Annotated in this window: 15 protein-coding genes and 1 pseudogene; 9 read left to right on the top strand and 7 right to left on the bottom strand. The window is 62.1% G+C overall.

Annotated features, from left to right (window positions below; genetic code table 11):
- Position 1: 1 nt before the first annotated feature.
- The 4 genes from choV to ACH196_RS25500 form a co-directional block, all read right to left on the bottom strand.
- Positions 2-1,183, bottom strand: coding sequence for a choline ABC transporter ATP-binding protein (gene choV / locus ACH196_RS25515; protein ID WP_396649737.1), 1,182 nt, complete (start codon positions 1,181-1,183; stop codon positions 2-4).
- The gene (choW, locus tag ACH196_RS25510) at positions 1,180-2,034 is read right to left on the bottom strand and encodes a choline ABC transporter permease subunit (protein WP_396649736.1); all 855 of its coding nucleotides are present in this window, start codon (positions 2,032-2,034) and stop codon (positions 1,180-1,182) included. The genes choV and choW overlap by 4 nt, the downstream gene beginning before the upstream one ends.
- Positions 2,035-2,161: 127 nt before the next feature.
- Positions 2,162-3,097 carry a choline ABC transporter substrate-binding protein gene (gene choX, locus ACH196_RS25505; RefSeq protein WP_396649735.1) on the bottom strand — a complete coding sequence of 312 codons (936 nt, stop codon included), beginning with the start codon at positions 3,095-3,097 and terminating at the stop codon, positions 2,162-2,164.
- Between the two features lie 28 nt (positions 3,098-3,125).
- Positions 3,126-3,320, bottom strand: coding sequence for a hypothetical protein (locus ACH196_RS25500; protein WP_396649734.1), 195 nt, complete (start codon positions 3,318-3,320; stop codon positions 3,126-3,128).
- A 58-nt stretch (positions 3,321-3,378) separates the two neighbouring features.
- Between ACH196_RS25500 and ACH196_RS25495 the strand changes: the two genes are divergently transcribed.
- From ACH196_RS25495 to ACH196_RS25460, 8 genes are all read left to right on the top strand, one after another.
- Complete coding sequence (locus ACH196_RS25495; RefSeq protein ID WP_396649733.1) at positions 3,379-4,467, top strand: hypothetical protein; 1,089 nt, start codon at positions 3,379-3,381, stop codon at positions 4,465-4,467.
- Between the two features lie 190 nt (positions 4,468-4,657).
- A complete protein-coding gene (locus tag ACH196_RS25490; RefSeq protein WP_396649732.1) occupies positions 4,658-5,806 on the top strand; it encodes a hypothetical protein in 1,149 nt (382 codons plus the stop codon).
- A gap of 48 nt (positions 5,807-5,854) precedes the next feature.
- Positions 5,855-7,768, top strand: a complete 1,914-nt coding sequence (locus ACH196_RS25485) for an AAA family ATPase (RefSeq protein ID WP_396649731.1) — start codon at positions 5,855-5,857, stop codon at positions 7,766-7,768.
- A 62-nt stretch (positions 7,769-7,830) separates the two neighbouring features.
- Positions 7,831-8,073 (top strand): type II toxin-antitoxin system Phd/YefM family antitoxin, encoded by a 243-nt coding sequence (locus ACH196_RS25480; RefSeq protein WP_396649730.1) that lies wholly within the window; start codon positions 7,831-7,833, stop codon positions 8,071-8,073.
- Positions 8,070-8,486, top strand: a complete 417-nt coding sequence (locus tag ACH196_RS25475; RefSeq protein ID WP_396649729.1) for a type II toxin-antitoxin system VapC family toxin — start codon at positions 8,070-8,072, stop codon at positions 8,484-8,486. Before ACH196_RS25480 ends, ACH196_RS25475 begins: the two co-directional genes overlap by 4 nt.
- A 5-nt stretch (positions 8,487-8,491) precedes the next feature.
- Positions 8,492-9,778, top strand: coding sequence for a DUF6638 family protein (locus ACH196_RS25470; protein ID WP_396649728.1), 1,287 nt, complete (start codon positions 8,492-8,494; stop codon positions 9,776-9,778).
- 57 nt (positions 9,779-9,835) lie between these two features.
- A complete protein-coding gene (locus ACH196_RS25465; protein WP_396649727.1) occupies positions 9,836-10,957 on the top strand; it encodes a DUF2333 family protein in 1,122 nt (373 codons plus the stop codon).
- 24 nt (positions 10,958-10,981) lie between these two features.
- The gene (locus ACH196_RS25460) at positions 10,982-11,182 is read left to right on the top strand and encodes a hypothetical protein (protein WP_396649726.1); all 201 of its coding nucleotides are present in this window, start codon (positions 10,982-10,984) and stop codon (positions 11,180-11,182) included.
- A gap of 38 nt (positions 11,183-11,220) precedes the next feature.
- Here the strand turns inward: ACH196_RS25460 and ACH196_RS25455 are convergent, their stop codons facing one another.
- Positions 11,221-11,472 carry a hypothetical protein gene (locus ACH196_RS25455; RefSeq protein ID WP_396649725.1) on the bottom strand — a complete coding sequence of 84 codons (252 nt, stop codon included), beginning with the start codon at positions 11,470-11,472 and terminating at the stop codon, positions 11,221-11,223.
- Between the two features lie 121 nt (positions 11,473-11,593).
- Between ACH196_RS25455 and ACH196_RS25450 the strand changes: the two genes are divergently transcribed.
- Complete coding sequence (locus ACH196_RS25450) at positions 11,594-13,273, top strand: formate--tetrahydrofolate ligase (protein WP_396649724.1); 1,680 nt, start codon at positions 11,594-11,596, stop codon at positions 13,271-13,273.
- A gap of 43 nt (positions 13,274-13,316) precedes the next feature.
- Here the strand turns inward: ACH196_RS25450 and ACH196_RS25445 are convergent, their stop codons facing one another.
- Both ACH196_RS25445 and ACH196_RS25440 read right to left on the bottom strand, forming a co-directional pair.
- Positions 13,317-13,781, bottom strand: a complete 465-nt coding sequence (locus ACH196_RS25445) for a nuclear transport factor 2 family protein (RefSeq protein ID WP_396649723.1) — start codon at positions 13,779-13,781, stop codon at positions 13,317-13,319.
- Positions 13,782-13,995: 214 nt separating this feature from the next.
- Positions 13,996-14,321: pseudogene (locus tag ACH196_RS25440) on the bottom strand (hypothetical protein); the annotation flags it as partial.

Here is a 14,321-nt window from a genome sequence, read left to right as displayed (position 1 = left end):
ATTACCTCCGCAACACTGCGCTCAGCACATCCCTGATGCCGATCGCGCCGACGAAGCGCGACTGCTCGTCGAACAGCGCCACCGGCGCGGTTTGCGAGCGGTGCATGGCGAGCATGACGGTCTTCAGCGATGTGCCGGGGGTGGCCCAGAACACTTGCGTGCCGTCTTCCGGGTGCTGCTCGACATCGGCGCAAGACACCCATTCGACGGGCTTACCCTCGCGCTCGGCGGCAGCCACCAACCCGTCGCCGTCGACCTTGAAACGCGTGGTGCGGCGGCGGTCGAGCCAGGTCCAGCCCTCGCCGGCAGGTTCGAGGTCACGCCGGTCGCGCATGACGTTCCACGCGGTCAGCACCGACAGCGGGTTCACATTGGCAATGAAATCACGCACATAGGCGTTGGCGGGTTTCAACACGATGTCTTCCGGCGCGCCAGACTGGACGATGCGCCCGCCCTCCATGATGGTGATCGTATTGCCGATCTTCAGCGCCTCCTCGAGGTCGTGGCTGACGAAGATGATGGTCTTCTTCAGTGTCTTTTGAAGCTGCAATAGCTCGTCCTGGAGCTTCGTGCGGATAAGCGGGTCGAGGGCGGAGAACGGTTCGTCCATGAGCAGGATCGGCGCCTCGGTGGCGAAGGCGCGCGCCAATCCGACACGCTGCTGCATGCCGCCGGAAAGCTCATGCGCGTATTTCTTCGCCCACTGGTCGAGATGCACCAGTTCGAGCTGCTTCCTGACCCGCGCCTTGCGATCGGCCTCGGGCACGCCGGAAAGCTCCAGCCCGAAGCCGACATTTTCTTCCACCGTCCGCCACGGCAGCAGGCCGAACTGCTGGAACACCATCGCCACCTGGTGCTGGCGCAGGCGCCTGAGTGTTGCCCCGTCGCAGGAGACGACGTCGACCTGCCGCTCGCCTTCCTTGACCAGCACCTGGCCGCGCGAGACGATGTTGAGCCCGTTGACGGCGCGCAGCAGCGTCGACTTTCCCGAGCCCGACAGGCCCATGAGGACGGAAATCTCGCCCTCGTTGACGGTGAGGTTGGCCCCGGCGCAGCCCAGCACATTGCCGGTCTGCTCCAGGATTTCGGCACGCGTCGCGCCCTTGTCGATCAGCGCCAGCGAGCCGGCGGTGTCGGAGCCGAAGACGATGTCGACGTTCTTGAAATCGACGGCGACGTTCATTTCTTGCCTCCCACGCCGATGCGCGTCATCCGGTCGAGCACGATGGCGAGCACCACGATCGCTAGGCCGGCCTCAAGCCCGAGGTCGATCTTGCGCGAACCCAGCGCCCGGTTGATCTCGGTGCCCAGCCCGCCGGCGCCGATGAGGGCCGCGAACACCACCATCGACAGCGACAGCATGATACATTGCGTCAGCCCCGCCATGATCGTCGGCAGCGCCGCCGGCAATTCGACCTTCCATAACAGTTGCTGCTTCGTCGCTCCAAACGATTCACCAGCTTCCACGATCGCCTTTGGTATGCTGGTCATGCCGAGATGGGTGAGCCGCACCGCTGTCGGGATGACGAAGATGATGGTAACGATCAGGCCGGGCGCGTTGCCGAGTCCGAACAGGGTGAGCACCGGAATCAGGTAGACGAAGGTCGGCAGCGTCTGCATCAGGTCGAGGATAGGCAGCATGATGCGATAGACTTTTGGCTTGTGCGCCGCCCAGATGCCCAGCGGCACGCCGATCGCCATTGAGGCGGCGGCAGCGGCGGCGACGAGCACCAGCGTCTCGACGGTCTGTTTCCAAAGTCCCTGGTTGATGATGAACAGCAGCCCGAGCAGTACGCCGATGGCGAGATTGCGCGAGCGTTGCAGATACCAGGCGAGTGCCGCGATCAGAACCGCCAGCAGCACAGGGGGCAGGAGAAGCAGACCGTCGACGATGCCGTCGAGCAGAAAGTTCAGGCCGCCGGACAGGCCGCGAAAGAATGCGTTGAAATGGTCGGTCAGGAAGGTGAAGAACGCCTTGCCCCAGGCGCCGATCGGGATCTTGTAGGCCGCCAGCAATTTCGAGATCGGATCCATTTCACCCCCTCTTGTTCTCGGCCTCCCGCCCCGCGACCGCAGCCGATCATGTCATAGCCGTCTAAAAAGGGCAGCCCCCTTGCGGCGGCTGCCCTTTGATCATTCGTTTATCGCCACGAGCAACCGGTCAGCCGCCAAGCGCCTTCTGCACGGCCGCCGCCGCATCGCCGCCGTCGAAGGTGGTGACGCCGGCGAGCCACGGCGTGGCCGCATCCGAATTCGCCTTCAGCCACTCCGTGGCGGCCGAGTTTGCATCGCTGCCCTTCAGGATGGCGTCCATCATCACGCCTTCCATGTCGAGGTTGAACTTCAGATTGCCGATGAATTTTCCGACATTCGGGCATTCGGCAACATAACCCTTGCGCACATTGGTGCTGACGGTGGCGGCGCCGAAGCCGGAATCACCCATGCCGTCGAGATAGGTGAGGTTCATGGCGCCCATCACCGGATGCGGCGTCCAGCCGAGGAAGGCGATCCATTCATTGCCCTTGATCGACTGCTCGGCCTGGGTGAGCATGCCGGCTTCCGAGGATTCGACCAGTTCGAAACCTTCGAGATTGTTCTCCGGCTTGGAGATCATGTCGAGGATGATGCGGTTGCCGTCATTGCCGGCCTCGATGCCGTAGATCTTGGCGCCGAACTTGTCCTTGAACTTGCCAAGGTCGGTCAGCGTGTTGACGCCACCCGCGGCGACGTAGGACGGCACGACGATGCCGTAGCCGGCGCCCTCGAGGTTCACGCCGATCGTCTCGACCGAGCCTTCGGCGGTGTAGTCCTTGATGTCGGCGGTCATTGACGGCATCCAGTTGCCGAGAAAAACGTCGAGGTCGTTGTTCTTCAACGAGGCGTAGGTGACCGGCACGGAAAGCTGGATGACTTCCGGCTCATAGCCGAGCGCCGTCAGCAGCACGGACGCGACGCCCGTGGTCGCCTGGATATCCGTCCAGCCGACGTCGGAAAGGCGGACCTTCTTGCAGCTCTCCGCATCGCCGGCGAATGCCGTGCCCGCGGAAAGAAATGCCGCCAGACCGAGGCCGGCGGCGAATGATTTGATACGCGACATGAAATTTCTCCCATTGTGATTCTGTCGGCTAGGCGGAGTTACGATTTTTCTTCCACCCGGTTTCACAAGCCAAACACCATTCTTCCGCCGTTTCAAGCCGCCCGACGGCGCAATGCACGCCAAGCGATTGTCCAAAGGCGACAATTCGCGCCGCCCACCGCCGCGTGAAACTGCCGGCACCGGATTTCGACGAAGAAAAACGCTCGGCGGAAGCGTCTTTCATTCGCCGTATGCCCCACATATATTCGCTGCAACCTGAGGCCGTTAGCGGGAGATTTGGAATGGCGACCTTGCAGAATTTCGATGCCGAGATTGCGAAGACCCAGAAGGTCGTCCAGGAGATGCGCTCCAAGATCGAGCAGTCGGGCACCGTGCTCGACAAGATCGCCACGACCGACCAGAAGATCGGCGCCGCCGAGTTCGACATCGAAAACGCCCGCATCCAGGACGTGATCAACCAGCAGAAGGTGATGGAGAGCAACATCGCCGACCTGATCATCGGCCTGGAGGACGCCACCAACGCGTTCGGCAGCGAATTCGAGAACATGAAAAGCTTCACCGGTTGGGAAAGTTTTGTCGGCATCTTCTCCGACGAATCGAAGCAGCGCATGCGCACCGACCGCGTCCGCAACATGTCGCTCGCCGGCAATCTCCAGGAACTGCTGTCGAAATCCGACACCATCGTCGGCATATTGAAAGCCCAGAAGCAGGTCCTAGCCGAGCGCTACAAGACCTCCGAGACCAGCCTCGGCGCGGTGATCGAGCGGCGCAAGGGCACCATGACCAACCTCGAAGCCGTGCAGAAGCGCATCGAGGAACTGAACCCGCTGCTGCTCGACATCGAGAACAGGATCGCCGCTTCCACCACCCAGAAGGAGCGTACCGAACTCGAAGGCGAGCGCTCGAAACTCGCCACCGAATACAACGAGAAGCAGGCCAAGGAGCAGGAACTGCTGGCCGAGAGCCAGACGCTGGAGCGCTACACCTCGATGTTCCAGACCTTCGTCGATTCGCTCAACAACCAGATCGCCGCGCAGAACACGCTGATCAACAAGCTGACGATCGACACCGAGCAGCGCATCGTCCTCTACAAGGCGCTGGAGGATTCTCTGAAGACCGCCGCGCAGCAGGAAGTGGCGCACAAGATCAACACGCTGGGCAGCCAGGTCGACAACACGGCGGAAGAGACCATGGCTGGCATCGGCGCCGCGGCGCAAAAACACATCGGCGACCTGCTCGAAATGCACGAGAAGAACATGGTGGCTACCGCCGACATCCAGCGCCGCAAGAAGCTCGCCGACGACGCCTTTGCCCGGCGTTTCGAGGAGGTGCTGAGGAAGCACAACGCCTCGGACTATGTGCAGTCGTGAAGGTCTTACCCCTCCCCCTTGTGGGGAGGGTCGGCGAGCCATGCGAGCGCAGCGAGATTGGCGAGAGGGGTTTGAAAATTCCGCTGTCTGAAATACCCCCCCCCCGATCCGCTTCGCGGATCGACTTGCCGGGGCGAGCCACGGGTCTCGCCCGCCCTTCGGGCCCCCGCAAGGGGGTGGATAAGGCGCCATGACCACCTCCGCCGACGACCCCGCCATCCGCTATTTCAGCGCCATCTCCGCCGCGCTGGATGGGCTTGGCATCTTCATGCGCGACGATTCCTCGCCGCTCTATCGGCACGGCATCGTCGCCAAGGTGGTCGCTGACTATATCGCCCGGCTGGAGATTTCCTTTGCCTGCTGGAAGAACCGGCTGGGTTTCATGGAAAAATTCCGCATCTCGCGCGCCGAGAGCGGCTTTCCGGTGTTCCAGAACCTGCTGGAACTGGAGAACGACCGCCGCACCGCCGATAAGCGGCTGGCCGCCATTCCCGAAGCAGGCGAACTGCGCAACGAGATGGCCGACTTCATCCTGCGCCACAAGGAATTTCCCGAAGCCCTTCAGCGCTCGCTGGCCGAGCGGCTCTATCTGCAGGATGTCGGCGCGGGCGCGGTGTTCAGCCCGTTCAACCTGGCGCAGACCGTGAAGGTAGCGGTCAACCCCAAAACCTTCCGGCCGTATTATCTCGTGCACTGGGCGTCGTTCGACGGCAGCGCCAACCTGCCGCTGATCTACATGGCGACGATCGAGGATTCATCGCCGGCAATGGTCCAGCAACTGGTCGCCGAAAACGGCAAGCTGAACGAAAAAGTCGAAATTCCCCTGCCCGTCGATGGTTTGCTCAATCCCGAACTGGCGCATCGCTTCGACGATTTCACCGAGAAGAATTCGTCCTACACCCTGTCGCCGGTGACGATTGCCACCAATCTCGACAAGGATTTCGAGACGCTGCACCCGAAACAGCTTCGCCGCGTGGTGCTCGGCCCCTTCTACTCGGCCGGCATCACCGAGAACAATTCGGTGGTGGCGGAGGTGCTGTCCAAGGTGCGCCGGCCGGAAAACGCCTGGCTGCTGACCTGGACTTTGCAGGAAGTGTTTTCCAAGGCGGAGAAACCGGGCCGCAAGGGCCTGTGGTCGAGCGAGAAGACGACGCAGGAATTCCACATCGAGACCGACGATCTGGAGGCCGCGCGCCAAGGAGTATCGTCCTACGAAAAGCATGCGCTGGTACCGCACGAGGCCTACCAGGCGCTCTACGCCGCCGGCGAAACGCAGAAGATTTTCACGGGCTACAAGGTGCATATCCTGTCGAAGGGACAGGTGATCTCGGATGTTTGAGGCCGTGGCCGCGCCGACCAAGTGCCGGCCCGTCGAGGGGAGAGTTTGATGGACGCCGGCCTGACCACGATCGCCGAAGCCGATATCGAAAAGCACCGCGCCATTGCGCAGTCGATGATCACGCGCGTCGTCGTGCTGGAAGATTCTACCGGCCAGTCGGGCACGGCGCTCGCCGGCACAGGCCGCCGCTTCGTCTCGACAGTGTCGACCGGCTTGGTGCGCCGCACGCGCGAGGTCGAGCTGGCAAAGACGGTCGCCGCCATCCGCCCGGACGACCAGCTCATGTCGATCGGCCAGCACACGCTGCTGTTCCGCGCCCGGCGCGGACTGGCTGTAGCATTGGCAATCTCCGATGTCTTCGCCAAGAGCACCGACCTTGAGTCGCTTCAGGCGAGGAATGCCCGTGCGCCGCTGGAAGGCGACGATGCGGCGCAGTTCAAAAAACTTCTGTCGGCGGGCGCTTACGTCTCCGCATTCTCCTTCGCCTCCTATCTCTGGCAACTCATCGACAGCGACGGCGAAGCCCCGAACGACGTGGCCGAGCCGCATTTCGTCTTCGACACGCCGCAGGATGCGTTGAAGTCGCTGGTCGCGGGCCTCGACCAGGCTGTTGCCGGCGTCAAGGACGAGGCCGACCTCGCCACGCGCGCAAAAGCCTTCGCCCGCGTCACCATCGACGGGTTGTTGTCGCGAAAGGGCCGCTTCGACGGCGCGCTCGGCGCCTTCGAGGATGCGCATATCCGCATCGATTCCGACGATTTCACGCTCGACGGTTTCGATGTCGCGCCGGGCCGCAAGACAAAACCGCTGGTGATGACCTTCAAGAAGCCGGAAGAGGTCGTCGGCAACCATATCGCCAAATACCAGTCGGTGAAGCTGGCAAAAATGCTGATGGCCTATGATTTCGACCGCGAGCTGAACCCGTTCGTCGAGCTCGGCGGCTTCCTGTTCACCTTCATCGGCGACGGCGCGCCGGGCACCGGCAAGACGACGCTGATCCAGATGATCGCCGGCCTGGTCAACGGCTACGCGCAGGTGGCGGGTTACCCCTTCCACTACGAGAATTTCGGCGTCGACCAGATCTCCTCCTACCAGGGCAAGTCCGGCCAGAACTGCCGGCAGTTCATCACCAACGTGCTCGACACCCGCGCCATCGGCTTCGGCACCATCGACGACATCGACCAGGTGGCGGCCAAACGCTCCGACGACCGCGCATCGGCCGGCCAGCAGGAGATCACTGGCGTGCTGATGGACGCCTTCGCCGGCGCCGGCACTGTGGTGCGCGGCAATTGCTCCTTCGGCATGTTCTCCAACTATCCGGAAAACGTCGACGACGCGCTGCGCCAGCGCGCCGGCGCCCGCTGGCTGGTGGACGGGCCGCAGACGAAGGACGACTACATCGACATCTTTGTCCTGCTCGCCGGCAAGAACCATAAGATCCCGCTGGGCGACCACCAGCTCTACGCCGCCCAGGAAATCCAGCGCGCCGTGACCGAAGCCTATGAGGAGCACGCAAAACCGCAGGAAGACGGGCTGATGAAGGTCTTCGAGCATTTCATGAAAGAGAACGGCGAGCCTAAGACCTTGGCCGATGTCGGCGAATACCTGCACATGATCAAGGAAGCCGAGCCCCGCTTCACCGGCCGCGCCATCAAGAATGTTACCGACGCGATAAAAATGCGGGCGATGGACATCGAGCTGCCCGACGACTGGTTCGAGAAGCCGGAAGTCTTCATGCACAAGGGCTACGATGAGAAGAAGGCGATGATCGAGGAACTGCGCGGGCCGTTCTCGATGGATATGGTCATGCAGGAGATCAACCGCTACGCCGATTCAGAATTCCGATACTCAGATAAGTCGGATGATGCGGCGGTGAGCAAACTGATCCGCGACGCGAGGTTGCGCGAGCGGGCGGTGAAGGAGATGGAGGAATTGAAGGCGAAGGGGCTGTGGAATGTTTGATGATTGAAGACACGGTCGCCATCCGCTATATCTAGCTAAGCTAGCTTAGTCGGGAGAGTCAGATGCGGCAGGTTGGAACGTTTGAAGCGAAAAACAGGCTGAGTGCGCTCATCGATCTGGTGCAGGCGGGCGAAGAGATAGAGATCACGCGCAATGGGAAGCCGGTGGCGCGGCTGGTGCCTGCCAAGGGACGTGACATAGGCAAGGCGCGGGAGGCGGCCGCGGTGCTGCGCGCAATACGCGCCCAGGCGCGCACCGGGCCGGAAAGCCTCAAGGATCTGGTCAACGCGGGGCGTCGCTATTGAGCTTCGTCATCGACAATTCCATGGCCATGGCTTGGACACTGCCGGACGAATGGTCGCCTGCGGCGGACGCCGTGTTGGACCGTGTGGTCAACGACGGCGGCCACATCCCATTCCACTTTCCCGCTGAATTCGCGAACGGCCTAACGATGGCGGTACGGAAAGGCAGGATCGACGAGCGTGCGCGATCCGCAGCCAGTCAGAGTTTTTCGATGCTCAATCTCGTCAGGGACCTTGAAGGGGTAGAGAGAATGGGTGCTGCGATCGAACTCGCCGATCTCTATCGGTTGACGATCTATGACGCACTCTATCTTGAGCTTGCGCAGCGCCTCGCGCTGCCCTTGGCCACGTTGGACGACGCACTTGCACGCGCAACGCAGCGGGCTGGTGTGGCCTTGGCCGTGTCCCTTAGTTGATCACCATGGACCTGCTCCGCGACAACGAACTGATCTACGGCCGCCTGCTGCCGGTCGAAGAGCCGCATCTAGTCGAGCGCTACAACAAGGCGCTGAAGGCTTTTGGCCTGCCGGCCACTAAACGCACCTCCTTCGAGATCGACCGCACCGGTTTTTCACCCCAGGTGGCCGATGAACTCGGCGACCCGCTCTACCTCGACCCCAACGAGGTCAACCGCCGCTTCATCATCCTGACCCCGGCGCAGGTCGACCTGCCGGTGGTGCACACGGCCTTCTCCAACACCTCGCAACTCATCTACGAATTCATGACCAAAAACCAGCGCGCCATCAACGCGCTGACCATCAAGGACGTGATCTACGGCGAGATCGAGGATTCGGTCGCCAAGGTCGAGGACATCGAGGACCTGCTCTCCATCAACCAGGTGGAATTCCGTGTCTTGTCGGCCGAGGACGTGCTCGGCAAGGCGGCCGAGCTCGGAAAACTGGTGGACCGGCTGAAGCAGGAGCCCGACGCCTGGCGCGACGATTCGATGCTGAACCGCATGGTCGAGCTGGCGAAGGTCTGCGGCGACATCCGCGAGAACGCACTGGTCCCCGACCAGGTGATCTTCCGACACAACGCCTTCTGGACCAGCCATTTCGGCGGCATCTACATCTTCGTCGATCCCGACATGACGACGGTGATCAGCGACCCGTCGGCCCCCGGTTTCCGCCGCTCGCGGCCATGGCAGGTGAGCTATCTCTCCACCGGCGACGCCGACAAGGTTTTTTCGTTCCTCGCATCGACCGGCCGCATTGAATTGCCGCGTGCTTCGTGGATAGAAACCTCCGGCTATCTCGAACACCGCGCCGAGATGTTGATCGCCTCGCTGATCCACCAGACGGATCCCGACACGGATTTCTCGAAGGCCGACAAGGTCTGGCTGCAGGCCTGGATCCACGGCCATGCCGAGCTGATCGGCCGCGAAGGCACTTTCCCTTTCCTCAATGCCGCCAAGCGTGAAATCGCCCAGCTCGGGCAGTTGAGAATCGATGACGTGTTCCCGAAACACCGCTTCCTCGTGGTGCGGGCAAAGCCCGATCATCCGGATGCCTGGCTCACCAACCGGCTGATCTCGGATTTCGTGCCTTGGGACTTCGTCGCCCGATACGTCTTCAACAAGCAGGGTTTTTATCGCGACTACGAGGGCTGGGGCGAAAGCTTCCGCGCCTATGTTGTGAACACGCTGAAAACCTCATATCTGAAAGACAAGGTGGGGTTGCGCACGCGCCTCTACGGACTGACGGACTGATCCCGGAGTGGCTCGGCAACAGGCGAACCCGGCAGTCCTTGAGGGAGTGAAGACGGGATGCTCGATCCGATCGTGAATTTCTTCACCTGGATCTTCCAGATGATCGGCAAGGCCATCGGCTTCGTCATCGGCATCATCCTGTGGCCGTTCATGTGGTTCGGCCGCTGGTATATGCGCAGCGGCTGGATCCTGAAGCTGGTCTTCGGCGCGGCGATCGTCGTGCTGATCGCGCTCTACGGCCGCTTCATCTACGTCACGCAGGTGTGGAACGGCTTCAACCCGAACTATGTCGACGCCTATACGTTCGAAAAGCGCAACATCTCGGCCGGCGAACAAGTGAACGCGGCTTCCGGCACCGATACCGCACGGACCTGCGGGCGCTCGGCCATTGCCGACGTCAGCGCCGACCTGATCCAGTTCAACGTCAACGACAATGCCTGGATCTCGTCGATGATCCTCTACAAGCTCGGCCTGTTCGGCATCGACTGGGACCATACGCCGTTCATGGACAACAAGGCGTCGTTCCAGCGTGGCATCAACCAGGCCGTCCGCCGCACCACCACCGAACTCGCCGACAATCTGGGCCGGGTGCGCACGACATCGCAGATCGACGCCGACCTGCAGGACGCCCGCGGCAACATGCAGTTCGACGAGGAGACCTGGTATTTCGGCCTGCAGCCCTTCGGCCCGAAGACGCCAACGCCGAGCTACTATCGCGATGCCATCGCCAAGCTGCGTTCCTTCAACGACAGACTGGAGAAGTGCCAGACGGTGTTCGACGCACGCGCCGACAATCTGAAGATCTATCTCGACCGCATCGCCAGCGACATCGGCTCGACCTCCGCCCTGTTGAAGGACCGGGCCGAGAATTACAATTACGGCTTCTTCGATCCGCGCGCCGACGACCGCTTCTGGTTCGCCTACGGCCAGCTCTATGCCTATTACGGGCTGATGAAGGCTGCCGAAGCCGACTTCGAGGACGTCATCAAGCAGCGCAACCTGACGAATCTCTGGCAGACCATGGACGCACAGTTCGTCGCCGCGCTGAAAATCCAGCCCTGGCTGGTCGCCAACAGCAGCGAGACCGGCATTTTCGCCACGCACCTGACGACGATGGGATTTTATGTGCTGCGCGTGCGTTCCAACATGGTGGAGATCAGCAATGTGCTGGCGCAGTGAAGGTCGCGATTGGGAACCCGCCCCATGACAAAACTTGAGAAGATCGAGAAGGATGTGGAAGGTCTCGACGCCGACGAACTGGCGCGGTTCCGGGAGTGGTTTGCCGAATTCGATGCCGCGAATTGGGATGCACAGATCGAGGCCGATGCCCTTTCCGGGCGGCTCGATGTGCTGGGTGAAAAGGCATTGGCGGCTCATCGCTCAAAACGGACGCGACTGCTTTGATCCATTACGCGGAACCAGAATTCTGGACCGCGTATGACCTACTGCCATCTCATGTCAGATCGCTTGCCGATCGTAATTTCAAACTGCTGAAACGCGATCCTCGACACCCGTCGCTGCATTTCAAGCGAGTTGGTCCTTACTGGGCCGTGCGTGTTGGCCTTCACTACCGTGCGCTTGGCGTTGCCGATGGAGAGGATGTGATCTGGTTCTGGATCGGCAGCCATGGCGAATACGACAAACTGCTGAAGAGATAAGCAAGCTCTTGCTTCGCTCTGCTCGTCCTGTCGCAATCCGTGCATCGGGCGGCTGTTTTGAGACGGCGCGAAATCCTGCGGTCGGGCTTCTATGCGCGCCGGAGAGACGCGGACTGTCCGCCGCGAAAATCATCTGAACCGAATTCCGGGGAGTCTTATGGCCGAGTTCAAATCCGACATTGAGATCGCGCGCGCCGCCAGGAAAAAGCCGATCATGGAAATCGGCGCCAAGATCGGCATTCCGACCGAGCACCTCCTGCCCTACGGCCACGACAAGGCGAAGATTTCGGCCGAGTTCATCGCCTCCAAGCGCGGCGGCAAGGACGGCAAGCTGATCCTGGTCACCGCCATCAACCCGACGCCCGCCGGCGAGGGCAAGACGACCACGACCGTCGGCCTCGGCGACGGCCTGAACCGCATCGGCAAACGCGCCATCACCTGTATCCGCGAGGCATCGCTCGGCCCGAATTTTGGCGTCAAGGGCGGTGCTGCCGGCGGCGGCTACGCGCAGGTCGTGCCGATGGAGGACATGAACCTCCACTTCACCGGCGACTTCCATGCCATTACCACAGCGCATAATCTTCTCTCGGCGCTCATCGACAACCACATCTACTGGGGCAACGAGCAGGGCATCGACATCCGCCGCGTCGTGTGGCGCCGCGTCATGGACATGAACGACCGCGCGCTGCGCGAGATCATCTGCTCGCTGGGCGGCGTCGCCAACGGATTTCCGCGCGAGGCGGGTTTCGACATCACCGTGGCCTCGGAAGTCATGGCGATCCTCTGCCTCGCCAACGATTTGAAAGACCTGGAAAAGCGCCTTGGCGACATCATCGTCGCCTACCGCCGCGACAAGACGCCGGTCTATGCCCGCGACCTCAAGGCCGACGGCGCGATGGCTGTGCTGTTGAAGGACGCCATCCAGCCGAACCTCGTGCAGACGCTGGAGAACAACCCGGCCTTCGTGCATGGCGGCCCCTTCGCCAACATCGCGCATGGCTGCAACTCGGTGGTCGCCACCACGACGGCGCTGAAGCTTGCCGATTACGTGGTCACCGAGGCCGGTTTCGGCGCCGATCTCGGCGCGGAAAAATTCTTCGACATCAAATGCCGCAAGGCCGGGCTAAAGCCCGCCGCGGCGGTCATCGTGGCGACCGTGAGGGCCATGAAGATGAATGGCGGCGTCAAGAAGGAAGACCTCGGCAAGGAGAATATCGAGGCGGTGAAGAAGGGCTGCGCCAATCTCGGCCGCCACATCGAGAACGTAAAACAGTTCGGCGTGCCGGCGGTCGTCGCCATCAACCATTTCTATTCCGACACCGAAGCCGAGATCGCCGCGATGCGGGAATATGTCGAGGCCATGGGCGAGGAGGCGATCCTGTGCAAGCACTGGGCGCACGGATCGGCCGGCATCGAGGAACTGGCGCACAAGGTGGTGCAGCTTGCCGAAAGCGGCGCCTCGCAATTCGCGCCGCTCTATCGCGACGACATGAAGCTGTTCGACAAGATCGACACCATCGTCAAGCGTATCTATCGCGGCTCGGAGGCGATTGCCGACAAGTCGGTGCGCGACCAGTTGCACCAGTGGGAGCAAGCCGGCTACGGCAATCTGCCGGTCTGCATGGCCAAGACGCAATATTCGTTCTCGACCGACCCGAACCTGCGCGGCGCGCCGACCGGCCATGTCGTGCCGGTGCGCGAGGTGCGGCTGGCGGCCGGCGCCGGCTTCGTGGTGGCGATCTGCGGCGAGATCATGACCATGCCGGGCCTGCCCAAGGCGCCGTCCTCGGAGAAGATTTTCCTCAACGAGATGGGGCAGATCGAGGGGTTGTTCTAAATCTCCGAGGAACGGCGCGGGCGGGCCTTCGCCGGGCCTGCCGCTACTGGCGCACGCCCTTGATGTAGACGCTGGCGATCGTCTCGTCGGCTGGCTCCTTGCCGGGGGCGATCGGCGTGATCTGCGCCTGGATGCACTTCCAGGCGCCGGCCTCGTAGAGATAGGTGTCGGTATAGGTGGTCATGCCGGTCTCGTCGCGACCGTCGTGACGGAACACATGCTTGTTGGTGGAGCGCACGAGCGCGACGTTGCCGATGAGGGTGATGAATTCATCGCGCACGTCCCAGTAGACGATGATGTCCGGGTCGAAACCCGTCGCCCATTGCTCCAGATAGGAAGCGCGGCCGATGCGGGTGCCGTCGCTTCGCACGCCGATGAATTCGGCATGCAGCAGCGCGTCGTGCGAGGCCACGTCGTTGGTCAAGAAATTCTCGATGAAACGGGCATTCAGGTCGCGCAGGTCGTCCATCGCCTTCGGCGAGGCAAGATAGGCAGTGACCGGTGTCATTTGTCGTCTCCAGAATCCGCAGTTGCTGACACGACTTGCAAGGACGAGACGGCCGGCGCTTGGGGAAAATTGCGGTCTTGCCGGCCAGCAAGGTCGCAGATCATGACTACGTTCGGTCGGCCCCCACTTCCTGACAGCACAGACCCCGCCGGACCGCGAAAAAAATCCGCGCCGGCCTGCAATTCCTTCGCTCTTCAATCCAGCAAGGCCGCCGTCATGACGTATCCCGCCTCGGCGGCTCCAGCGCGTAGTACGCCATCGCATTGGCGTGGGCGAGAATCTCGTCGACCTCGCGGATGTTTTTGCGTTTCGGAGCATCCGGGTCGAAACGCGGCAATCTTCCGCCGGGCGGCCGCCCGCGCCGGAGCGGCGAAAAACGCCTGAACCGGACCGGACCCTGCTTGCCGCCTGCCGCCGCCGCGTCGCGGGCCGCTTTGTCTCGCGCAAGGCCTGCGTCGTTGCGCGCCTTCCAGCGGGCGAAACGTTTTGCCTGGCCGGGAAGATCGTCGAGCGCTGAGGCCAGCGCATCCAGCCTGAGCG

The sequence above is a fragment of the Mesorhizobium sp. IMUNJ 23232 genome (genome assembly GCF_044326205.1).
Lineage (GTDB): Bacteria > Pseudomonadota > Alphaproteobacteria > Rhizobiales > Rhizobiaceae > Kumtagia.
The sequence above is the reverse complement of the archived record's forward strand: the minus strand, read 5'-3'. Positions and strand labels throughout refer to the sequence as shown.